This is a genomic window from Streptomyces sp. NRRL WC-3605 (genome assembly GCF_001509795.1).
GTDB classification, from domain to species: domain Bacteria; phylum Actinomycetota; class Actinomycetes; order Streptomycetales; family Streptomycetaceae; genus Streptomyces; species Streptomyces viridochromogenes.
Window position 1 is genome coordinate 71,284 of the sequence record NZ_LLZN01000002.1, and the last position, 19,927, is coordinate 91,210.

Genomic DNA, 19,927 nt, shown 5'->3' on the forward strand with positions numbered 1-19,927 from the left:
AGAGGGCCCGGAAACGGTTGGACGCGGTAGAACAAGGGGAGTCGGCACGGGGGAACGACGTGCCGCGACTACGGCGAAGGCGGTGCGTGGGATGTCTCCAGGCGAACGTCCCATGGTCGGGCGCGACGAGCCGGTGCGGGGCCCGGTACGCCCGAGCGGGCTCCTCGACGTGCTCGGGGTGGCCTCCGTCGTACTGGACATCCAGGGCCGCATCGTGCTCTGGAGCCCCCAGGCCGAAGAGCTGTTCGGCTATCCGGCCCGCGAGGCGCTCGGTGAGTACGCCGCCCGGATCATGGTCCACGAGCAGCACCTGGACCTGGTCGTCAAGCTCTTCGCCGACGTGATGGAGACCGGCGAGGGCTGGGCGGGCGCCTTCCCGATCCGCCGCAAGGACGGCAGCACCCGCCTGGTCGAGTTCCGCAACATGCGGCTCCTGGACGACCAGGGCGACGTCTACGCCCTCGGCCTGTGCGCCGACCAGTCGGCCGTCCGCCAGGTCGAGCGGGACGTGGCGCTGTCCACCCGCACCATCGCCCAGGCGCCGGTCGGCCTGGCCGTCCTCGACACCGACCTGCGCTACGTCTCCGTCAACCCCGCGCTGGCCGAGCTGAACGGCCTCCCCGCCGAGGCGCACCTCGGCCACATGCCGCACGAGCTGATGCCGGACACCGAGGCGGCCCAGGCCGTGGAGGCGGCACTGCGCGCGGTGCTGCGGACCGGCGAGCCGGTCGTCGACCGGCGGGTCGTGGCCCGTACCCAGGCCCACCCCGACGTGGACCACTTCTGGGCGGTCTCGCTGTACCGGCTCGAGGACACCACCGGGACGGTGCTCGGAGTCGCCGGGATGGCGGTCGACATCACCGAGCAGCACCAGGCCGCGGTCGCGGCGGAGACGGCACGGCGCCGGCTCGCGCTCATCGCCGACGCGTCCACCCGCATCGGTACGACCCTGGAGCTGGACCGCACGGCCGGCGAGCTCGCGGACGTCGCCGTACCCGAACTGGCCGACGTGGCCGCGGTGGACCTGCTGGACGCCGTCGTGCAGGGCAGGCGCAGCACCCTCGGTCCCGCCCAGGCGGCGGTGATCCGCGCCCTGGCCGTCCGCTCGGCGCACGACACCGGCGCGCTCCAGGCCGCGGATCCCCCCGGGCACATCGCCCGCTACGGGCCGGACCGCCTCGTCACCGAGTGCGTGCGCACGGGCACGCCGGTGATGGTGGCGCACGTCCGCGAGGAGGACCTGCCGCGCATCGCCCGCTCCCCCGAGGCCGCCCGCCGGCTCGGCCGTGCGGGCCTGCACTCCTATCTGGCGGTGCCGCTGATCGCGCGCGGCGAGGTCCTCGGCGCCCTGGACCTCAAGCGCATCCACAACCCGCTGCCGTTCAGCGACGACGACCTGCTGCTCGCCCGGGAGCTGGCCGCCCGTGCGGCGATCCAGATCGACAACGCCCGCTGGTACCAGAACGCCCGCGACACGGCCCTGACCCTCCAGCGCAGCATGCTGCCCACCCATCCGCCGGTCACCGGCGGCCTGGAGGTCGCCTCCCGCTACCAGCCGGCCGGCGCCGGTGCCGAGGTGGGCGGCGACTGGTTCGACGTCATCCCGCTGGAGGGGGCCAAGACGGCGCTCGTCGTCGGCGACGTCATGGGCAGCGGCATCGAGGCGGCCACCACCATGGGCCGGCTGCGCACCGCCACGCACACCCTGACCTCCCTCGACCTGGAACCGACCCGGCTCCTGGAGCACCTCGACAGGATCACCGACGGTCTGGACCACTCCATCGCGACCTGCGTGTACGCCGTCCACGACCCGGAGCTGCGGCAGTGCCGCATCGCCAACGCCGGGCACCTGCCCCCCGTCCGCGTCCGCCCCGGCCGGCCCCCCGAGCTGCTGGAACTGCCGACGGGTGCGCCGCTCGGCGTGGGCGGCGTCGCCTTCGCCACGACGACGGTCGACCTCGCACCCGGCGACCGGCTGGTCTTCTACACCGACGGCCTGGTGGAGACCCGCCAGCATCCGCTGGACGAACGCCTCGACGCGCTCCTCGCCCTCCTGGACGGCCCGGAGCGCCCGCTGCAGGAGTGCTGCGACCTCCTCCTGCGGACGCTGCGCCAGCCCGAGAACTCCGACGACGTGGCGCTGCTGATCGCCCGGGTGCTCACGCCCGCGTGACCCCTCAGGTCGTGACGGCCCCGCCGCGGACCTCTCCGACCACGACATGGGCGTACAGCTCGTCGGAGACCAGCAGGCGGGCCGACAGTCCACTGGCCTCGAAGGTCTCCAGGGCCACGGGGGCCTGCCGCTCGCTGGTCTCGATCAGCAGGCGGCCACCCGGCGCCAGCCAGCGGGGCGCCTCGGCGGCGACCCGGCGCAGCACGTCCAGGCCGTCCGGGCCCCCGTCGAGCGCGACCAGCGGTTCGTGCTCACGCGCCTCCGCGGGCAGCAGCGGCACCTCGTCGGTGGGGACGTACGGCACGTTCGCCGCGAGGATGCCGACCCGGCCGCGCAGCCCGGCCGGCAGCGCCTCGAACAGGTCGCCCTCGTGCACGCGGCCCCCGAAGGGCGCCACGTTGCGGCGGGCGCAGCGCACGGCGACGGGGTCGATGTCCGCGGCGTGCAGTTCGGCCCCGTCGAGCGCGGCGGCCAGGGCGGCGCCGACCGCGCCGGAGCCGCAGCACAGGTCGACGACCACGCGGGCGCCGGGGACGTGGGCGAGTGCCTGCCGCACGAGGAACTCGGTCCGGCGTCGCGGGACGAAGACACCGGGGGTGACGGTGACCCGCAGACCGGCGAACTCGGCCCAGCCGACGACGAGTTCGAGGGGAAGACCGCTCACGCGCCGGTCCACCAGGGCGTTGAGTTCGCCGGGACCGCCGGCGGCGGACCGCAGGAGCCGGGCCTCGTCCTCGGCGAACACACAGCCTGCGGCGCGCAGGGCGCTGACCACGGCGTCGTGGGTGTGCGGTGAGGGGGAGGCGGGAGACGGGGACGCAGGGGGCATGGAAGCCGAGAGCCTTTCGGGAAGCCGAAGGGTGCTCTGGCGGTCGCCTACCGGCGGTGGCCCGCGTCGTTCCGAGGGGTGAGCACCCGACCTGACACAGCGGTGATGGGTCCCACCTCCCGGTCTCCAGGGCCGGGGCTCTCCCGGCTGGACGGCACACCCTACCGCAACGGTCCGGGCCGTTCCCGGTGATGGCGACGGGGCCGGAGGCAGCCGCTCGCGAGGGCGGCGGCCGTCCGCCGCCCTCTCCGCCGTCACCGCCGTCACCGCCGTCACCGCCTCACCGCCCGTGTGTGTCCGGTCGTCCCGCGCGCGGGTTCTCCTCCGGGACGTCGTACGGTGGTACGCGCACCTGCCGATCCCGTTCGACCAGCGGGCCGTCGCCCGCGGCGGCCTGGAGGCCCCACCCCCATGCATGTCACCCGAGGCTTCACCGGACGCCCGCGCGTCCAGAACGCCGCCCTGCCGCCGGGCCAGTACGACGCCGGGGACGACTGGCCCGTCCTGTCCGCGGAGGTCACCCCCGAGCTGACGCCCGAGGAGTGGACGTTCCGCGTCGACGGCCTGGTGGAGCGTCCGCGGACCTGGACCTGGGAGCAGGCGCACGCCCTGCCCGCCTCCGCGTACGAGGGCGACATCCACTGTGTGACGAGCTGGTCGAAGTTCGGTGTGCGGTTCGGCGGTGTCTCGCTGGACGCCTTCCTGGATGTGGTCCGGCCCCATGGGTCCGCCACCCATGTGGTCGCCTACGCGCACACCGGGTACACCACCAACCTCCCGCTCGCCGACGTGACCGGTGGACGGGCCTGGATCGCCTGGGAGTACGACGGGCGGCCGCTCGCCCCCGAGCACGGCGGACCGGCACGGCTGATCGTGCCGCACCTGTACTTCTGGAAGAGCGCGAAGTGGATCGCGGGTCTGCGCCTCCTCGACCACGACGAGCCGGGCTTCTGGGAGAGCAACGGCTACCACCCGCGCGGCAACCCCTGGGAGGAGCAGCGGTACTCCGGTGACTGAGACCCTCGGGACGCCCCCGTCCTTCACTCCCCCGACCCGGTTCGCCGTGCCCGGCCGTATCGCCGTCGACGACCAGGCCGCGTCCGAGTGGCAGACCGCGACGATCACCGGGATCCGCCGTGAGACGCCGCGGGTGGCCACGTTCCGGCTTTCGGTACCCGCCTGGCCGGGGCACCTGCCGGGCCAGCATCTGATGGTGCGGCTCAGGGCGCACGACGGCTATGTGGCGCAGCGCCACTACTCGATCGCGTCCGCGCCCGACGGCACCGGCCACATCGAGCTGACGCTGGACCATGTCGACGGTGGTGAGGTGTCGGGCTGGTTCCACACGGTGGCCGAGCCGGGCGACACGGTCGAGGTGCGCGGCCCGGTGAGCGGGTTCTTCGCGTGGCCGGGCGACCGGCCGGCGCTGCTGCTCGGCGCGGGTTCCGGCGTGGTCCCGCTGATGTCGATGGTGCGCCACCACCGCGCCCGTGGCTCGCGCGTGCCGCTGCGGCTGCTGGTGTCGGCCCGCAGCCCGGAGGAGCTGGTCTACGCGTCGGAGTACGGCTCCGAGACGACGGCGGTGTTCACCCGCAGGGCGCCGGCCGGTGTGCCCGTGGGACGTATGTCCGCCGCCCATGTGGCGCCGCACCTGGCCGAGCGGCCTCCCGGTGGGTGGGAGGCCTACGTGTGCGGCTCCAACGGGTTCGCCGAACACGCGTCGCGGCTGCTGGTGGCCGCGGGCCAGCCGGTCGACCGCATCCGGATCGAACGCTTCGGCTGACCCGGGCACCGGCACGGAAGTGCCCACCGCGCCGGGGTGCGGCGGAAGCCGGGTCCCGGCGGGGAACAGGGGCCGGTGTTCGGGGTACTTGGACGGCATGCGAAGCCGGGTGCGTGGCCGGCGTCTGCGGCACAACGAGCTGCGGCGCCGGTCGGATGTCGTCGAGACGTGGACCCTGCTCGGGGTGGGCCTGCTGCTGTTCGTGGTCGCGCCCCTGGTGGGGGTGGTCGCGGGCTGGTGCGCCCATGGGGACGCCCGGGCCACGGCCGAGAAGCAGCGTGCCGAACGACGGCAGGTGCCGGCGATGGTCGTCCGCACGGTCTCGGGTGCGCTGCACACCCCGCAGACCGGACGGCGGCCGTCGGCGAAGGTGACGGTCCGCTGGACGGAGCCGGCAACCGGGCCGCGGACGACGGCCGTACGCGTCCCCACGGGCACACGGCCCGGCGAGACGGTCCATGTGTGGCTGGATGCCGCCGGACGGAGCGTGCACCCGCCGCCCGACGACTTCGCCGTACGGCAGCACGCGGTGACCATGGGCGTGTGCGCGACCGGCGCCTCGGCCGCGGTCGTCGTCCTCGGCCACGGCCTCGTCCGGCACGCGGCGATGCGACGCCGGCTGGCCGAGTGGGACCGGGCGTGGGCCGCCACAGAACCGGCGTGGACGGGCCGCGGCGTCTGAGCCGCGCCCGCCTCGTCCACGCGGGGAGCCCTGGTCAGCTCGCCGATCTTCGACGTAGCGTGCGGTGTCCGTGCTCCCTCCTCGCAAGGTGGTCTCCATGGCCCTGTTCGACCTCCCGCTCGACGAGCTGCGCGCCTACCGCAGCGCGTCCGCCGAGCCCGAGGACTTCGACTCCTTCTGGTCCAGGACGCTGGACGAGGCACGCGAACACGACCTCGATGTCCGCTACGAGCCGGTAGACACAGGCCTGACCACGGTGCGGGTGTACGACGTGACGTTCGCCGGGTTCGGCGGGCACCCCGTCAAGGGCTGGCTGCGGCTGCCCGCGGGGGCGAGCGAACCGCTGCCGCTGATCGTGGAGTTCGTCGGGTACGGCGGTGGACGCGGGCTGCCGCACGAGAACCTGCTGTGGGCGTCCACGGGCCGCGCGCACTTCACGATGGACACCCGCGGGCAGGGCAGCACCTGGGGCGGGGGCGGCGGCACCCCGGACCCGGTGGGCGCCGGGCCGGCGTTCCCCGGCCATATGACGCGGGGTGTCGACGCGCCCGAGAACTACTACTACCGCCGGGTGTTCACGGACGCGGTCCGTGCCGTCGAGGCGGCCCGCGCCCACCCGCTCACCGACGCCGCCCGGACCGTCGTGGCGGGCGAGAGCCAGGGCGGCGGCATCGCGATCGCGGTCGGTGGACTGGTGCCCGACCTGACGGCGGTGGCGCCGGACGTGCCGTTCCTGTGCGACTTCCCGCGCGCGACGACGCTGACGGACCGTCGCCCGTACCGGGAGATCGGCTTCTACCTCTCGACGCACCGGGGGCGCACGGCCGACGTCCTGCGCACTCTGTCGTACTTCGACGGCGTCCACTTCGCCGCGCGCGGCCGGGCACCCGCCCTGTTCTCGGCGGCGCTGGAGGACCAGACCTGCCCGCCGTCGACGGTCTTCGCCGCGTTCAACGCCTGGGCGCACGACGAGAAGGCCATCGAGGTCTACGACTTCAACGACCATGAGGGCGGCGGCCCGTACCACGAGGCCGTCAAGCTGGACTGGCTGCGCTCCCGCGTCTGACGGCGTCCCGCCGCGGCGCGCCGTACCGGCACCCTTCCGCACAGTCCGACCAGTCGGTACGTTCTGGTCCGGGGCCGCACCGTGGCCCTCATTCTCCGGTGGACGACGAGGGGTGGGCGACTCATGACGGACCTTGCGGCGCGGGTGCACGGGCACTGCGATCCACGGTTCGAGGCGGTGCGCACGGCGTTCGAGGCGAACTTCCGGGAGCGGGACGAGCTGGGGGCCGCCGTCGCCGTCACGGTCGGCGGTGAAACGGTCGTGGACCTGTGGGGCGGCTGGGCGGACAGGGCGCGCAGTCGGCCCTGGGAGCGCGACACCCTGGTCAACGTCTGGTCGACGACCAAGGGACCGACAGCGCTGTGCGCGCACATCCTGGCCGACCGGGGGCTGCTCGACCTGGACGCACCGGTGGCCGCCTACTGGCCGGAGTTCGCGGCGGCGGGCAAGGAGGAGGTCCTCGTCCGGCATCTGCTGGCGCACCGGGCCGGCCTGTCCGGCCTGCGCGAGCCGCACACACTCCAGGAGCTGTACGACTGGGAGGAGACGACCCGGCGGCTCGCGGCGACGGAACCCTGGTGGACGCCGGGGACACGGTCCGGATACCACACCCTCACGTACGGCTTCCTGGTCGGGGAGGTCGTGCGGCGGGTGTCGGGGCTGCGGCCCGCGGCGTTCCTGGAGCGCGAGGTGACCGGTCCGCTCGGCGTCGACTTCACGATCGGGCTGCCGGAGAAGGAGTCCGGCCGCGCTGCCGAACTGGTCCAGCCCCCGGCCGGCCCGGGGAGCGAAGGGCCGGCCGCGCTCGCCGCGATGCCGCCCGCGGTGCTGGCCGCGCTGGCCAATCCGGCGGTGGGCGCGGACCAGGCCAACACGCCCGCGTGGCGGGCGGCCGAGATCCCCGCCGCGAACGGGCACGGCACCGCGCGCGCGGTCGCCGCCCTGTACGGGATCTTCGCGGGCGCCGGCTCGTACGGCGGCCGGCGGTTCCTGTCCCCCGAGGCGGCCGAGCGGGTGCGGGAGGGGCAGGGCAGGTGCCGCGACCTGGTGCTGGGGGCCGGACTGGGCCATGAGACGGAGCTCGGGCTCGGGTTGTGGCTCAGCGGCCCGAACGGCTCGTACGGGCCGAACCCGCATGCTTTCGGACACGACGGCTTCGGCGGATCCTGCGGTCTGGCCGACCCGGAGGCCGGGGTGTCGCTGGGGTACGTGATGAACCGGATGGGACCTCATATCGCCGACGATCCCCGCAAGACGACCCTGGTCGACGCCGTGTACGCCTCACTCTGAGTCAAGGGACGACCACGCGGTTTCGGCCGAAGTGGAGGTCCACCCTTCCCTCATGGTTTAGACCAATGCTTGGATCTGGTGACGCAAGGAGCCCGCACGGCTACGACACGTCACCGATCAGGAGGCGCGGCATGGTCCGCACCACCCCGCACGAACGCCCTCTCACCACCACGCAGCCGCTGTACTGGCGGATCGCCACCCAGCTGCTGGGCGAGCTGCGCGACGGCACCATCCCGCCCGGCGAACGGCTGCCGGGGGAACGCCAGTTGGCAGGGCATTTCGGAGTCAGCAGGGAGACCGTACGGCAGGCGCTGGAGGTGCTGCGCCGCAGCGGTCTGGTCGCCACCGACCGGCGCGGCAGCCACGCCAGCCTGCCGGGGCTGCCGGTCGAGGCGCCGACGTCGGTGGCGTTCCCGATCGGCGCCCGGGCCGCGGGTCCCGGTGCCGTGGACCGGTCCGTGGTGCTCTGGGAGCCGCCGTCGCCGGAGCACGCCGCAGCGCTGGGGATCGACCGGCACCGGCCGACGCTGGTGCACCGCTACGAGTCCGCCGGCGCCGACGGGCGGGCCCGGCGCACGGCGGTGACCACGTTCTCGGCGCTCGCGCTCGCGGAGGTGGTGGAGCTGGCCCGCTACCGGGACCGCGCGGACGGTTCCGGTGCGGCCCAACTGCGCCGCGCCTACGACTGGATGCGCAGCGCGGGCCTGACCCTGCATCACCGGGACGCCATCACCCGGCTCCCGGGCGGCTCCTCGGTCCGGGTCACCCGGCGTTCGCACGACCAGTACGGGCGCCCGCTGGAGATCACGGACCTGGTGATGGAGGCCCACCAGGACGCCTTGGTCTACGAGTTCACGGTCCCGGCGGCGGGCTGAGGGCGTACGACCCTCGACTGGCGGCCCAGGGCGAGCAGCCGGCCGTCGGCGGCCCAGACGGCACTGTCGTCGACGGCCCAGCCGCCGCCCGCGTGTTCGGTGCGGATCCTCACCAGCGCCCAGCCGTCGAGGGCGCCCTCGTCGAGGGCGTCGGTGAGGTGGACGGTGAGTTCGGCGGTGGGAACGGGACGCGGGGTGTCCCAGACGGCGTACAGCGCGGGCGGCAGGGCGTCGGTGAGGGTGACGACCGCGGCCGGGTCGAGCGGCCGGCCGTCCAGGAAGCGGATCCACGCGGTGAGTTCGGCCCGTTCCCCGCCGGCGAGCGGGCGGTCCGCGGTCGCGGGGCGTATCTCCAACTGCTGCGAGAACGGGGACAGGTCGGCCGGCAGACGCAGCAGCGGGGAGTCGCCGGGTCCGGGCACGCGGGGTGCCGGGTGCGTGTCGTGCCGCACTCCCTGGCGCCCGGCACCGAAGAGCGCGGACCCGAGGAGGACCGGGACGCCGTTCTGGTGGCCGGTGAAGACGCACGTCGCCGTGCGCCGGCCGGGGGTGGCCGGGGCGGTGCCGGAGAAGTGCAGCGGACTGCCGTCCACGGGCGCGAGGTAGTGGGCGGTCAGCGTGCGGACCGGATGCGCTCCGCCGGCGAAGCGGTCGCGGACGGTGGTCAGCGCGAGGGCGGCGACATGGCCGCCGTGCGCCCCCTCCCAGGAATACCAGGCGGGGTCGACGCGGGTCTCGGTGTCGGTCGAGGTGCTCACCCGGCCACGATAGCCAGGTAAGTTTGAAAAACAAACCCTTACCCTGCATTCGGTTCGAAAATCCAACCCACCTGGTCGGGTGCCGCTGACTCACTCAGGAGGACGGTGTGCCATCACCATCCGCACCCGAGGGCTGCCGTCCCGCCGCGTCCCGAACCCGGGCAGCGGCTGCCAGGTCACCTCGAACCCGGCCTCCACGAGAGCCGCGCGCACCTCCGGCAGCCGGAAGGTCCGGTAGTACATGACGAACGGCGGCCGCCGGACGGCGTTGCGGACCCGCATCACCGCGTCGAACCCGAGCAGCGCCCAGTAGCCGGGGGACGAGGGGCGCGGCGGTGCCACGACCGGGAAGGCGAAGCGTCCGCCCGGCCGCAGGACGGAGTGGACCTGGCCGAAGAGGCCGGGCAGTTCGCGCGGCAGGAAGTGCCCGAACGCCCCGAAGCTCACCACCAGGTCGAAGGCGGCGGTGAACGGCAGGGCCCGGGCGTCCGCGCGCACCCAGCCCACCCGTGGCCCGGCGTCCGCGTTCCGGGCCGCGTCGCCCCGCTCCCGTGCGACCTCGAGCATGCCCGCGCTGAAGTCGACGCCGGTGACACCCCGCCGGCACAGCTCGGTCAGGACGCCCAGCCCCGCCCCCGTGCCGCAGCACAGGTCGAGGCCCTCGTCGTAGGGGCCGCCGCGCGCGAGGGCCGCGGTCACGGCGGTCAGCACGGAGTCCGGGGTCCGGAAGGGCGTGTGGTCGAACTTGGGGGCGAGCAGGTCGTAGCCGCGCTCGACCGACGACAGGGCATGGACGGTGAGTTCGCGCAGGCCGGGACCCTCGGGACCGAACATCGGCTCACCCCGCCGCGACGCGTCGTCCGAGGACCGCGAGGACGCGGTCGCACCAGCGCAGGTTCTCCTCCTCGAAGGAGATGCCGGCCAGCAGTGTCAGATACGGCCCGACGCGTTCCGCCTCCTCCAGGTACGCGTCCTCGGTGCGCCCGTCCAGGAGGCGTTCACGGACGCGTTCGTAGCGGTCGAGCTTGCCGCGTGCCCAGCCCCGCCGCTCCTCGACCAGGGCGCGGGCGGTCTCGGGATCGTCCATCGCCTGCACCTTGATCAGCAGTTCGTCGCGGATGGCGGTGGGCCGCCGGGGCGGCTCGGCCGCGAAGCCGCGCAGTTCCTCGCGGCCGGCGGCCGTGAGGGTGAACATCCGCTTGTTGGGCCGCCGTTCCTGCTGTACGAACCGGGCCTCGACGAGGCCGTCCTGGGCGAGGCGTTCGAGTTCGCGGTAGAGCTGCTGCGGGGTCGCGGGCCAGAAGTTCGCGAACGAGATGTCGAAGATCTTGGACAGCTCGTAGCCCGAGGCCTCGCCCTCCAGCAGGGCGGCCAGCACGGCGTACTTGAGGGACATGTGGACACCGTAACAGCGGGTGATTATTGTCAACCGCACCTACTCAACTAATTGACTATGAGGTGATCCGGATGCACGCGTTCCGTGCGGCGGTCGAGGCGGGCGACACCGACGCCATCGAGGCTCTGCTGGCGGAGGACGTCGTCTTCACCAGCCCGGTGGTGTTCAAGCCGTACACCGGCAAGGCGATCACGGCGTCGATCCTGCGCGGGGTCGTCCGGGTCTTCGAGGACTTCCGGTACATCCGCGAGATCCACGACGAGGGCGGCCGCGAGCACGCGCTCGTCTTCACCGCACGGGTCGGCGACAAGCAGATCACGGGGTGCGACTTCCTGTCGGTGGACGAGGACGGGCTGATCGACGACTTCATGGTCATGGTGCGCCCGCTGTCCGGCGCCCAGGCGCTGGCCGAGGCCATGGGAGCCCAGTTCGACCAGATCCTGGCGGACGCCGAGGCGCGCTCCGCGTAGGCGTTCACCGGCCGGCCCTCGGCCGGCGGAGACGGCGGCTCCCCCGAGCCGCCGTCCACCCGTTTCACGGGACTTCTCGCCACGCGCCGAATGCGCGTGCTACCGTCGAGTCAGCACTTGTGTACGCCCCGTCGTGGGCGCCGGTGCTGATCTTCTCCCGAGTTCGCCGGTCGGCGTACCGGTGGCTTTCTCCTTCCACCTCTGTGACGAGCGGTTCGCACCGTTCGACGAGGTGCTGTTCCCCCCGCATGCGAAGGCCCGTTCCACGCCTTCCCGTCTCCGCGGCCTCCCTTCCCCTACGCCTGTTCCCTGCCCTCCGTCCGAAAGGACCCCGCACCATGACCACCACACTCGAACACCCCCCGGCCGCACGACAGCGGAGCGCCGTCCACGCCGTCACCGGCGTGCTCGACGTCGACGCGAGCGGGAAGGGACATCTGCGGGCCACGAACCTGCTCCCCTCCCCCGCCGACCCGCAGGTCTCCCCCGCGCTGATCCGCCGGTACGGCCTGCGCAAGGGCGACCTCGTCGACGGCGAACGCGGCGACCGCCGCACCCTCACCGACGTCGTCCGCGTCAACGGGCGCGCCCCCGGCGGCGACCGGCCCCTCTTCGCCGACCTCACCCCGCTGCACCCCCGCGAGCGCATCCGCCTGGAGCATCCGGCGTCCGGACCGGCCGGGCGGGCCGCCGACCTGATGGCCCCCGTCGGCAAGGGGCAGCGCGGGCTGATCGTGGCCCCGCCCAAGACGGGCAAGACCGTGCTGCTCCAGCAGATCGCGGCGGCCGTCGCCGGCAACCACCCGGAGTGCCGGCTGATGGTCGTCCTCCTGGACGAACGCCCTGAGGAGGTCACCGACATGCGGCGCTCCGTGCGCGGCGAGGTGTACGCCTCGACCTTCGACCGGGCGCCCAGGCAGCACATCGCGCTGGCCGAGCTGGTCGTCGAGCGGGCCAAGCGGCTCGTGGAGGCCGGTGAGGACGTCGTCGTGCTCTTCGACTCGCTGACCCGGCTGTGCCGGGCGCACAACAACGCGGCCGCGTCCGGCGGCCGCACCCTGAGCGGCGGCGTCGACGCGGCCGCGCTGCAGGGGCCGAAGCGGTTCTTCGGCGCCGCGCGGCTCGCCGAGGAGGGCGGCTCGCTCACCATCCTCGCCACGGCCCTCGTGGAGACGGGGTCCCGGGCCGACGACTTCTTCTTCGAGGAGCTCAAGAGCACCGGCAACATGGAGCTGCGGCTCAGCCGGGAGCTGGCCTCCCGCCGGGTCTTCCCCGCCATCGAGATCGACCCGTCCGGCACCCGCCGCGAGGAACTTCTGCTGTCCCCAGCCGAGTTGACCGTCGTAAGGGGTCTGCGCCGGGCCCTGCGCGCCCGCGACGGCCTCAGCGGAACCGAGACCCTGCTGGAGCGGATGCGGGAGACCCCGGACAACGCCACCTTCCTGCGGCGCATCCAGCCGACCCTGCCGGGCGCCTGACACGCGGGCGGGCATCGCCCGTCCGGGTGCCGCAGCGGCCCGACCGGCCGGGGCAGCGCCCCGTGACGGCCTCCCGTTCCTACGTTGAGCAGTATGAAGATCGGATTTACTGCCCGGACCCTCCTGTCCGCCTGCGCCCTCGGCGCGGCCGGCCTGCTGGCGCTGGCGCCCGCCTCCGCGTCCGCGCTCACCGGGCACGACCCCGACCCGCCCCGCGGGCCCCGCGCGACTCCGCCCCCCGCGCTGCTGTACCGGTCCGGCACCCAGGTGCGGCCGCACGCGGACGCGCCCGCGCTGCCCAGGCTCTCCGCGCGCTCCTGGCTGGTGGCCGACGCCGGCTCGGGCGAGGTCCTCGCCGCGCACGAGGCGCACCGCCCGCTGCCGCCCGCCAGCACCCTCAAGACCCTGTTCGCCCTCACGGTGCTGCCCACGCTGCCCGCCGGTGTCCCGCACACCGTGCGCCCCCAGGACCTCGCGGGCATCGGTGCCGGCAGCAGCCTGGTCGGCGTCGCGGAGGGCCGGACGTACCGCGTCGCCGACCTGTGGCGGGGGGTGTTCCTCAGCTCGGGCAACGACGCCGTCCACGTGCTGGCCTCGCTCAACGGCGGCTGGCGGGAGACGGCGGAGCGGATGCAGGAGAAGGCTCGGGCCCTGGGCGCCCTCGACACCCGGGTGCTGTCGCCGGACGGCTACGACACCCCCGGCCAGGTGTCGTCGGCGTACGACCTGGCGGTGTTCGGCCGAGCGGGGCTGCGCAACGCCGACTTCGCGCGGTACTGCGGTACGGCGGAGGCCCTGTTCCCCGGCGTCGGCGGCCGGGCGTACGGGATCCGCAACACCAACCGGTTGCTGACCGGCGCGGACGGGGTGGCGCGCTACCCCGGCGCGATCGGCGTCAAGAACGGATACACCACCGAGGCGGGCAACACCCTGATCGCCGCCGCGCGCCGTGGCGGGCGCACCCTCGTGGTGACGGTGCTCAACCCCAGGGCGGGCGGCGGGCACCCCGTGTACGAGGAGGCGGCCGCCCTGCTCGACTGGGGCTTCGGCGCGGCCGGGCACGTCGAACCGGTCGGATCGCTCGACGGCCGCAGGGCTCGCCCCGGCCCGGGGCCCAGCGCGGAGCCTGTGGCGTCCGCCCCGGGGCCCGGGAAGGAGGCGGCGGGCTGGGCGGAGGCGTGTGCGATCGCCGGTGCGGCCGGCGTGGGGGCGGGTGCCGTGTCGCTGGCGACGCGGGGACGCACGCAGTGACCGGGGTGGGTCAGAAGACCGACACGCCGGTCAGCGTGGTGAACCGGTCGAGGGCCGCCACGCCGGCCACCGAGTTGCCGCGCTCGTCCAGCCCGGGGCTCCACACGCACAGCGTGCAGCGGCCGGGGACGACGGCGATGATGCCGCCGCCCACCCCGCTCTTGCCGGGCAGGCCCACCCGGTAGGCGAAGTCGCCCGCGGCGTCGTACGTACCGCAGGTCAGCATGATCGCGTTGATCTGCTTGGCCTGGCTGCGGCTGAGCAGCCGGGAGCCGTCGGCACGGACGCCGTGCCGGGCCAGGAACATGGTCGCCAGCGCGAGGTCCGCGCAGGACGCCGTGATCGAGCACTGCCGGAAGTACGCGTCCAGCAGCTCCGGCACCGGGTTGTCGATGTTGCCGTAGGACGCCATCAGGTGGGCCAGGGCGGCGTTGCGGTCGCCGTGCGCGGTCTCGGAGGCGGCCACGTCGTGGTCGAAGTCCAGGCCGGCGTCGCCGCTCTCGGCGCGCAGGAAGGACAGCAGCTCGCCCGCCGCGTCGCCGGTGCGGGTGTGCAGGCGGTCGGTGACGACGAGGGCGCCGGCGTTGATGAACGGGTTGCGCGGGATGCCGTTCTCGTACTCCAGCTGCACCAGCGAGTTGAAGGGGTTGCCGGACGGCTCGCGGCCCACGTGCTCCCACAGCGCGTCGCCCTCGCGGGCCAGGTCCAGGGCGAGGGTGAACACCTTGGTGATGGACTGCGTGGAGAACGGCTCGCGCCAGTCCCCCACGCCGTACACGGTGCCGTCGAGCTCGGCGACCGCCATGCCGAAGCTGCGCGGGTCGCGGGCCGCGAGCGCCGGGATGTAGTCGGCGGGCCGGCCCCGCCCAGGGGTCCGGCCGATCTCCTCGGCGATGCGCTCCAGGACCGGCTGGAAGGTCAGGGACGACGTCGACGCTGCCATGATCACATCATGCCCTTCCGAGGGTTCCCGCGTGTCCCGCGGCCGGGTCCGGCCGTCAGGCCGGGGCCGGCGTGGGCTCCAGCGCGGGGACGGGCCGCACCCGGCCGACCTCGCGGCCGCCGCCCAGCAGGGCCTCTCCCCGGAACTCGGCGAGCGACGCGGGGTCGACGCCGGCCCACGCGAGCGCCGCCGCGGCGACCGGGACGCGCGCCCGGTCGGCCCCGTCGGCGATCTTCACGGCGACGGCCCGTCCGTCCGGGAGGGCGGCGACCTGCACGCCCTCGAAGCCGTCCTTGGCGAGCAGTCCGGGCACCGCCCGCATGAGGGCCGCGACGTCCCGGCCCGAGCCGGAGGCCATCTCGGCGTGGGTGCGCATGGCGTCCGCGACACGCGCCTCGGGGGTGCCGGGCGCGGCCGTGGTGATCCGGGCGGCGGCGCGCGCCAGCCCGTGCAGCGACACGGAGAACAGCGGCGCCCCGCACCCGTCGACGCTCACCCGGGCCACGCGCTGCCCGGTGAGGTCCTCGACGATCTCGGCGATGGCCTGCTGGAGCGGGTGGGCGGGGTCGAGGTAGTCGTCCAGGGACCAGCCGTTGAGCCGGCACGTGTACAGCATGGCCGCGTGCTTGCCGGAGCAGTTCTGGGCGAGCCGGGACGGCGGACGGCCCTCGCGCACCCAGGTGTCCCGCACGACCGGGTCGTACGGCAGGTCCGGGACGTTGCGCAGGTCGTCCTCGGTGAGTCCGGCGAGTTCGAGGATGCGCCGGGTGCCCGCGAGGTGGCGTTCCTCGCCGGAGTGGCTGGCCGCGGCGAGCGACAGCAGGTCCCCGTCGAGCGGGAGTCCGGCGCGCACCATGGCGACCGCCTGGACGGGCTTGATCGCGGAGCGCGGGTAGAAGGCGGCCTCGATGTCGCCGAGCTGGAACCGTACGGCGCCGTCGGGGCCGAGGACGACGACGGAGCCGTGGTGGATTCCCTCGATGACGCCGCTGCGTATCAGGTGGGCGACGGGGGCGTGGAGAGGGGCGCGGACAAGGGGTGCGTCCGCCATGGTGCTGGTGTACATCACTGCCTGGGGGTCGTGGGTCGGTGAGGGGTGGCCGGCCGTCACGGGGGTCACGTGGCGGGCCTGGGGTTCGGGGGCCGGTGCCCGGCGGCAGGGGTGGCGCCGTCGGGCCGCCCGCGGCGCACGATGTCGGTGAGGGTGGTGCCGACGCGGTCGAGGTGGTGGGTCATGGCCTCGGCGGCGTCGGGTTCGCTGCCGTCGGTCAGGGCCCGGAGGATCGCGCGGTGTTCGCGGTCGGACTGCTCGCGGCGGCCGCCCAGTTCGTTGAGGAAGGCCGACTGGCGGGCCAGCGCGTCGCGGATCTCCTCGATGACCCGCCGGAAGACGGGGTTCTGGGCGGCCTCGGCGACGCCGAGGTGGAAGAGGGTGTCCATCGCGACCCACGCGGTGGTGTCCGTCTCCCGCTCCATGCGGTCCAGCAGGTGGGCGAGGTGGTCGAGGTTCTCCGGGGTTCGGCGCCGTGCCGCGTACCCGGCGACCGGGATCTCGACGTGCCGGCGCACCTCCATCAGGTCGCCTGCCGTGTAGTCGCCGAACACGGGTTCCTCGACGCTGCTCGCGACGACGAAGGTGCCCTTGCCCGTCTTGGAGACGGTCAGCCCCATGGTCTGCAAGGCCCGCAGGGCCTCCCGCAGCACGGGCCGGCTGATCTCCAGGGTGCGGCACAGCTCCGCCTCGGAGGGCAGTTTGTCGCCCACGGCGTAGTCGCCGCGCTCGATGGCGTCGCGCAGGTGCGCCAGCACGGCTTCCATGGCGCTGACCCGGCGCGGCGGCTGTCCGGCTGTCCGGCTGTCTGACAGGTTCACGGGATCGATGGTCCGTTCGAGTGGCGGTTCCTGTCAAGCGGCGTGCTCACGGGCGTCCTAGGGGGTGTCAGACACCCCCTACGCCCAGACCGCCTCGGCGATCGTGACGCCCAGGAAGACGGCGCCGAGGCCCGCGACCAGGCTGCCCGCCACGTTCGCGAGCGCGTAGCGCCCCGCCCCGGTCTCGGTGAGCCGCAGAGTCTCGTAGGAGAACGTCGAGTACGTGGTGAGGGCGCCGCACAGGCCGGTGCCGATGAGCAGCCGGAGGTGGGAGTCCGCCGCGCCGGCGGCGACGGCGCCGGTGAGCAGGCCGAGGACGAGACAGCCGGCGATGTTGACGGTGAAGGTGCCCCACGGGAACACCGAGTCGTGGCGGGACTGCACCGCGCGGTCGGTGAGGTAGCGCAGGGGCGCGCCGACGGCGGCTCCCGCGATGACCAGGAGCCAGTTCACGCCGGTGTCTCCCCTTCCCCCGGTTCCCCGGGCCCGGTGCGGCGGGGGTAGTGGACGGCCTCGCACGCGTCGAGGGTGACGAGCCCTTCGGTGACGATGTCGTCGAGCTGCGGCAGGAAGGCGCGGACGCGTTCCTCGGTGTCGACGATCACGACGGCCACCGGCATGTCCTCGCTGAGGGACAGCAGCCGTGAGGTGTGGATCATCGAGGAGGAGCCGAACCCCTCGATGCCGCGGAAGACGCTGGCGCCGGCGAGACCGGCCTCGTGGGCGCGGTGCACGATCTCCGAGTACAGCGGGCGGTGGTGGCAGGTGTCGTGTTCACCGACGAGGACGGTCAGGCGCAGGGCGCGGCCGGTCGGTCCGGTCATGACGGCCTCCTCCTCAGGGCGTGGCGGGTGGCCGTCGACGCGAGCCAGACGGCGGTGAGCGCCGCGGCCAGGGTCGCGGCGAGGTAGGCCAGGGCGGTGCGCGGATGTCCGTCGTCGACCAGGGTGCGGATGTCGACGGCGTAGGTGGAGAAGGTGGTGAAACCGCCGAGCACCCCTGTGCCGAAGAAGGGGCGCAGCAGACGGTGCCCCGGCCATCTCTCGGTGATGAGGACCATGAAGACGCCGATCACGGCACAGCCGGTGACGTTGACCCAGAAGGTCGCCCAGGGGAACGCGCCCGGTCCGGCGGGCCACGCCAGGGAGGCCGCGTAGCGGGCGGTGGCCCCGAGGGCCCCGCCGAGCGCCACGACCGCGACGACCGGCACCTGGGCCCGCCAGGCCGGCGGCCGGGTGGCCCGCGCGGGGGCACGCAGGGGGTCGGTGTCCTGGGTGGTCATGCGGATGTCTCCTACTCGCCTGGGCCCGGCAGCGGGCCGCGCGGTTGCAAGTAGGGACCGTTGGCGGCGCACTGCCGCGGTTCGGGTACGGCGGGCCCCACCGCCGCGCCGCGAGGGTGATCGCGGCCGGACACCAGCCTATCGGCCCCGCCCGTGGGCCGCCCCGCCCGTGGGCCGCCCCGCCCGCCCCTCGCAGCGGATGCCGGGCGGGTGCCCGCCGGTTACGGTCGAGATGCCCGACGAGTCGGTACGGGGGAAGGAACGTGGTCGGCATGGCCCGCAACCGCCGTCTGATCCTCAGCTCACCGTCCGAGGTCTGGAGCCTGCTGGCCGACGGCCGGCGGTACGGGGAATGGGTCACGGGGACCCAGCGGGTGCTCACCGTGGACCCGCACTGGCCCGACGTGGGCGCCCGGCTGCGCGTACGCGTCGGAGCCGGTCCCGTGACGCTGGACGACACCGTGGTGGTCCGGATCTGCGAGCCGGGGCGGCGGCTCGAACTGGAGGCCCGGGCCGCCCCCTTCGGCGCGGCCCGTGTCGCGATGCGGCTGATCCCCTGGGACGAGCACACCCTCTTCGTCATCGACTGGCACCCCCTGCGGGGACCCGGCACCCGGATGCACGGGCTGCCCGTCGACTACGTCGTGGCGATCCGCAACGGCATGATGCTGACGAAGCTGGCCCGGATCGCGGTGCGCGAGCACCACGGGCCCGGCCGGGAGCCGGTGCCCCCCACCCGGTAGGGCGGCTACCAGCCCTTCTCGAACATGCGGGCCAGTTCGGCGATGCGGACCTCGTCGCGCCGGTAGTGGGTGCGTCGCCGGACGCGTGTGGCGCGCACCAGGCCGAGGGCGGCGAGGAGGGCGAGGTGGGTCTCGGCGACCTCGCGGGGCACGCCGAGGCGCGCGGCCACGGCGGAGGCGGTGACGCCGTCCTCGGCGGGGTCGCCGTGCCGCTGCTCGGGGAAGTGCGCGGCCGGATCCCTGAGCCATTCCAGGATGGCGAGGCGCGTCTCGTCGACGGGAGTCCTCAGCATGTCGTTCCCCTCCGTCCGGCGCGGCGTGGCGCGCGCTTCCACTGTCCCGCAGGGCGCACCTCCGTGTCCGGGACTCACGGGTCGTTGTCCGGTACCGAACGCCCGTGTACGGCACGGGAGTTCGTGTCCGCACGCCACGGCCGGCGCGGACGTCGCGACAGGGGGCGGTGAGGCCCGGCGGGCGACCGGAAAGAGCAGAGGGGGCCCGACGCCGGCGGCCGGTCAGGAATCGAGAAGCAGTCCGGCGCGGGGCGTCCTAGCGTGAGAGCACCGACGAGGGACGTCGGGACAGCTCACCAGGAGGGCGCCATGACCGCCGGAGCCAGCACGATCATCTACCCCGTCAAGGACCTCGCCGCGGCGAAGGCCGTGTTCGGCGCACTGCTGGGCGTGGAGCCGTATGTGGACGAGCCGTACTACGTCGGCTTCAAGGACGCCGGGCAGGACGTCGGCCTGGATCCCAACGGGCACGCGAAGGGCATGACCGGCCCGGTCCCCTACTGGCACGTGAGCGACATCCGGGCGACCTGTGCCGCGCTGGTGGCGGCGGGCGCCGAGACGGTGGAGGACGTCCATGACGTCGGGGGCGGCCGGCTGATCGCCTCGGTCCGGGACGCCGACGGCAACCCCGTCGGGCTGCTCCAGGATCCGACCGGCTGAGCGGCACCCATCCGGGCGCGCGTCCACCTACCCGGTACCGGTACGGGGGCGCGCCGCCGCCCCTTGCGCATGCACTAGTTGCG

General features: G+C 74.1%; 23 protein-coding genes. 12 read left to right on the forward strand and 11 right to left on the reverse strand.

What is annotated here, in order from left to right; all coding sequences use genetic code 11:
- Positions 1-112 precede the first annotated feature (112 nt).
- Positions 113-2,173, forward strand: coding sequence for a SpoIIE family protein phosphatase (locus ADL34_RS02380; RefSeq protein WP_107115681.1), 2,061 nt, complete (start codon positions 113-115; stop codon positions 2,171-2,173).
- Positions 2,174-2,177: 4 nt separating this feature from the next.
- Here ADL34_RS02380 and ADL34_RS02385 read toward each other — a convergent pair whose 3' ends face one another.
- Positions 2,178-3,002 (reverse strand): putative protein N(5)-glutamine methyltransferase, encoded by an 825-nt coding sequence (locus tag ADL34_RS02385; RefSeq protein ID WP_062669741.1) that lies wholly within the window; start codon positions 3,000-3,002, stop codon positions 2,178-2,180.
- A gap of 411 nt (positions 3,003-3,413) precedes the next feature.
- Between ADL34_RS02385 and ADL34_RS02390 the strand changes: the two genes are divergently transcribed.
- The 6 genes from ADL34_RS02390 to ADL34_RS02415 all read left to right on the forward strand — a co-directional run bounded on the left by ADL34_RS02390 (position 3,414) and on the right by ADL34_RS02415 (position 8,698).
- Complete coding sequence (locus tag ADL34_RS02390; RefSeq protein ID WP_062669743.1) at positions 3,414-4,019, forward strand: sulfite oxidase-like oxidoreductase; 606 nt, start codon at positions 3,414-3,416, stop codon at positions 4,017-4,019.
- Positions 4,012-4,785: a ferredoxin reductase gene (locus ADL34_RS02395; protein ID WP_062669745.1), complete on the forward strand. Its 774-nt coding sequence runs from the start codon at positions 4,012-4,014 to the stop codon at positions 4,783-4,785. The genes ADL34_RS02390 and ADL34_RS02395 overlap by 8 nt, the downstream gene beginning before the upstream one ends.
- Positions 4,786-4,882: 97 nt before the next feature.
- Positions 4,883-5,467 carry a hypothetical protein gene (locus ADL34_RS02400; protein ID WP_062669747.1) on the forward strand — a complete coding sequence of 195 codons (585 nt, stop codon included), beginning with the start codon at positions 4,883-4,885 and terminating at the stop codon, positions 5,465-5,467.
- A 97-nt stretch (positions 5,468-5,564) separates the two neighbouring features.
- Positions 5,565-6,533: an acetylxylan esterase gene (locus tag ADL34_RS02405; RefSeq protein ID WP_062669749.1), complete on the forward strand. Its 969-nt coding sequence runs from the start codon at positions 5,565-5,567 to the stop codon at positions 6,531-6,533.
- A gap of 123 nt (positions 6,534-6,656) precedes the next feature.
- On the forward strand, positions 6,657-7,823 hold the full coding sequence (locus ADL34_RS02410) for a serine hydrolase domain-containing protein (RefSeq protein WP_062669751.1): 1,167 nt from the start codon (positions 6,657-6,659) through the stop codon (positions 7,821-7,823).
- Between the two features lie 131 nt (positions 7,824-7,954).
- Positions 7,955-8,698 carry a GntR family transcriptional regulator gene (locus ADL34_RS02415; protein WP_062669753.1) on the forward strand — a complete coding sequence of 248 codons (744 nt, stop codon included), beginning with the start codon at positions 7,955-7,957 and terminating at the stop codon, positions 8,696-8,698.
- Here ADL34_RS02415 and ADL34_RS02420 read toward each other — a convergent pair.
- The 3 genes from ADL34_RS02420 to ADL34_RS02430 all read right to left on the reverse strand — a co-directional run bounded on the left by ADL34_RS02420 (position 8,668) and on the right by ADL34_RS02430 (position 10,852).
- Positions 8,668-9,456, reverse strand: a complete 789-nt coding sequence (locus ADL34_RS02420) for an acyl-CoA thioesterase (protein ID WP_062669755.1) — start codon at positions 9,454-9,456, stop codon at positions 8,668-8,670. The genes ADL34_RS02415 and ADL34_RS02420 overlap by 31 nt on opposite strands.
- Before the next feature lie 90 nt (positions 9,457-9,546).
- The gene (locus ADL34_RS02425) at positions 9,547-10,290 is read right to left on the reverse strand and encodes a class I SAM-dependent methyltransferase (protein WP_062669757.1); all 744 of its coding nucleotides are present in this window, start codon (positions 10,288-10,290) and stop codon (positions 9,547-9,549) included.
- Between the two features lie 4 nt (positions 10,291-10,294).
- On the reverse strand, positions 10,295-10,852 hold the full coding sequence (locus ADL34_RS02430; protein WP_062669759.1) for a PadR family transcriptional regulator: 558 nt from the start codon (positions 10,850-10,852) through the stop codon (positions 10,295-10,297).
- Positions 10,853-10,923: 71 nt separating this feature from the next.
- Between ADL34_RS02430 and ADL34_RS02435 the strand changes: the two genes are divergently transcribed.
- From ADL34_RS02435 to ADL34_RS02445, 3 genes are all read left to right on the forward strand, one after another.
- Entirely contained in the window at positions 10,924-11,322 is a 399-nt protein-coding gene (locus ADL34_RS02435; RefSeq protein ID WP_062669869.1) for a nuclear transport factor 2 family protein, read from the forward strand.
- Positions 11,323-11,570: 248 nt separating this feature from the next.
- Complete coding sequence (rho, locus tag ADL34_RS02440) at positions 11,571-12,800, forward strand: transcription termination factor Rho (RefSeq protein ID WP_420714266.1); 1,230 nt, start codon at positions 11,571-11,573, stop codon at positions 12,798-12,800.
- Between the two features lie 93 nt (positions 12,801-12,893).
- Positions 12,894-14,051, forward strand: a complete 1,158-nt coding sequence (locus ADL34_RS02445; protein ID WP_062669763.1) for a D-alanyl-D-alanine carboxypeptidase family protein — start codon at positions 12,894-12,896, stop codon at positions 14,049-14,051.
- 10 nt (positions 14,052-14,061) lie between these two features.
- On the opposite strand, the gene ADL34_RS02450 is transcribed toward ADL34_RS02445, so the two are convergent.
- From ADL34_RS02450 to crcB (ADL34_RS02475), 6 genes are all read right to left on the reverse strand, one after another.
- A complete protein-coding gene (locus ADL34_RS02450; RefSeq protein ID WP_062669765.1) occupies positions 14,062-14,994 on the reverse strand; it encodes a glutaminase in 933 nt (310 codons plus the stop codon).
- 55 nt (positions 14,995-15,049) lie between these two features.
- Entirely contained in the window at positions 15,050-16,060 is a 1,011-nt protein-coding gene (locus tag ADL34_RS02455; RefSeq protein ID WP_062669767.1) for an asparaginase, read from the reverse strand.
- A 50-nt stretch (positions 16,061-16,110) separates the two neighbouring features.
- A complete protein-coding gene (locus tag ADL34_RS02460) occupies positions 16,111-16,812 on the reverse strand; it encodes a FadR/GntR family transcriptional regulator (RefSeq protein ID WP_062669768.1) in 702 nt (233 codons plus the stop codon).
- A gap of 132 nt (positions 16,813-16,944) precedes the next feature.
- Positions 16,945-17,319, reverse strand: coding sequence for a fluoride efflux transporter CrcB (gene crcB / locus ADL34_RS02465; protein WP_062669770.1), 375 nt, complete (start codon positions 17,317-17,319; stop codon positions 16,945-16,947).
- Positions 17,316-17,690 carry a DUF190 domain-containing protein gene (locus ADL34_RS02470; protein WP_062669772.1) on the reverse strand — a complete coding sequence of 125 codons (375 nt, stop codon included), beginning with the start codon at positions 17,688-17,690 and terminating at the stop codon, positions 17,316-17,318. Before ADL34_RS02470 ends, crcB (ADL34_RS02465) begins: the two co-directional genes overlap by 4 nt.
- Entirely contained in the window at positions 17,687-18,148 is a 462-nt protein-coding gene (crcB, locus tag ADL34_RS02475; protein WP_062669774.1) for a fluoride efflux transporter CrcB, read from the reverse strand. The genes ADL34_RS02470 and crcB (ADL34_RS02475) overlap by 4 nt, the downstream gene beginning before the upstream one ends.
- Positions 18,149-18,420: 272 nt before the next feature.
- Between crcB (ADL34_RS02475) and ADL34_RS02480 the strand changes: the two genes are divergently transcribed.
- Positions 18,421-18,891, forward strand: coding sequence for an SRPBCC family protein (locus ADL34_RS02480; RefSeq protein WP_086870093.1), 471 nt, complete (start codon positions 18,421-18,423; stop codon positions 18,889-18,891).
- A gap of 5 nt (positions 18,892-18,896) precedes the next feature.
- Here the strand turns inward: ADL34_RS02480 and ADL34_RS02485 are convergent, their stop codons facing one another.
- Positions 18,897-19,184 carry a helix-turn-helix domain-containing protein gene (locus tag ADL34_RS02485; protein ID WP_062669776.1) on the reverse strand — a complete coding sequence of 96 codons (288 nt, stop codon included), beginning with the start codon at positions 19,182-19,184 and terminating at the stop codon, positions 18,897-18,899.
- 309 nt (positions 19,185-19,493) lie between these two features.
- Between ADL34_RS02485 and ADL34_RS02490 the strand changes: the two genes are divergently transcribed.
- The gene (locus ADL34_RS02490) at positions 19,494-19,844 is read left to right on the forward strand and encodes a VOC family protein (protein ID WP_062669777.1); all 351 of its coding nucleotides are present in this window, start codon (positions 19,494-19,496) and stop codon (positions 19,842-19,844) included.
- The last annotated feature ends 83 nt before the right edge of the window (positions 19,845-19,927 follow it).

Excerpts from the sequence above, each read along its gene's own strand:
- ADL34_RS02455 (WP_062669767.1), bottom strand. The coding sequence starts at position 16,060 with ATGTACACCAGCACCATGGCGGACGCACCCCTTGTCCGCGCCCCTCTC.
- rho (WP_420714266.1), top strand. The coding sequence starts at position 11,571 with ATGCGAAGGCCCGTTCCACGCCTTCCCGTCTCCGCGGCCTCCCTTCCC.
- ADL34_RS02480 (WP_086870093.1), top strand. The coding sequence starts at position 18,421 with ATGGCCCGCAACCGCCGTCTGATCCTCAGCTCACCGTCCGAGGTCTGG.
- crcB (WP_062669774.1), bottom strand. The coding sequence starts at position 18,148 with ATGACCACCCAGGACACCGACCCCCTGCGTGCCCCCGCGCGGGCCACC.
- ADL34_RS02410 (WP_062669751.1), top strand. The coding sequence starts at position 6,657 with ATGACGGACCTTGCGGCGCGGGTGCACGGGCACTGCGATCCACGGTTC.
- ADL34_RS02450 (WP_062669765.1), bottom strand. The coding sequence starts at position 14,994 with ATGGCAGCGTCGACGTCGTCCCTGACCTTCCAGCCGGTCCTGGAGCGC.
- ADL34_RS02415 (WP_062669753.1), top strand. The coding sequence starts at position 7,955 with ATGGTCCGCACCACCCCGCACGAACGCCCTCTCACCACCACGCAGCCG.
- ADL34_RS02430 (WP_062669759.1), bottom strand. The coding sequence starts at position 10,852 with ATGTCCCTCAAGTACGCCGTGCTGGCCGCCCTGCTGGAGGGCGAGGCC.
- ADL34_RS02460 (WP_062669768.1), bottom strand. The coding sequence starts at position 16,812 with ATGGAAGCCGTGCTGGCGCACCTGCGCGACGCCATCGAGCGCGGCGAC.
- ADL34_RS02445 (WP_062669763.1), top strand. The coding sequence starts at position 12,894 with ATGAAGATCGGATTTACTGCCCGGACCCTCCTGTCCGCCTGCGCCCTC.
- ADL34_RS02400 (WP_062669747.1), top strand. The coding sequence starts at position 4,883 with ATGCGAAGCCGGGTGCGTGGCCGGCGTCTGCGGCACAACGAGCTGCGG.
- ADL34_RS02390 (WP_062669743.1), top strand. The coding sequence starts at position 3,414 with ATGCATGTCACCCGAGGCTTCACCGGACGCCCGCGCGTCCAGAACGCC.
- ADL34_RS02485 (WP_062669776.1), bottom strand. The coding sequence starts at position 19,184 with ATGCTGAGGACTCCCGTCGACGAGACGCGCCTCGCCATCCTGGAATGG.
- ADL34_RS02380 (WP_107115681.1), top strand. The coding sequence starts at position 113 with ATGGTCGGGCGCGACGAGCCGGTGCGGGGCCCGGTACGCCCGAGCGGG.
- ADL34_RS02425 (WP_062669757.1), bottom strand. The coding sequence starts at position 10,290 with ATGTTCGGTCCCGAGGGTCCCGGCCTGCGCGAACTCACCGTCCATGCC.
- ADL34_RS02405 (WP_062669749.1), top strand. The coding sequence starts at position 5,565 with ATGGCCCTGTTCGACCTCCCGCTCGACGAGCTGCGCGCCTACCGCAGC.
- ADL34_RS02435 (WP_062669869.1), top strand. The coding sequence starts at position 10,924 with ATGCACGCGTTCCGTGCGGCGGTCGAGGCGGGCGACACCGACGCCATC.
- ADL34_RS02490 (WP_062669777.1), top strand. The coding sequence starts at position 19,494 with ATGACCGCCGGAGCCAGCACGATCATCTACCCCGTCAAGGACCTCGCC.
- ADL34_RS02385 (WP_062669741.1), bottom strand. The coding sequence starts at position 3,002 with ATGCCCCCTGCGTCCCCGTCTCCCGCCTCCCCCTCACCGCACACCCAC.
- ADL34_RS02470 (WP_062669772.1), bottom strand. The coding sequence starts at position 17,690 with ATGACCGGACCGACCGGCCGCGCCCTGCGCCTGACCGTCCTCGTCGGT.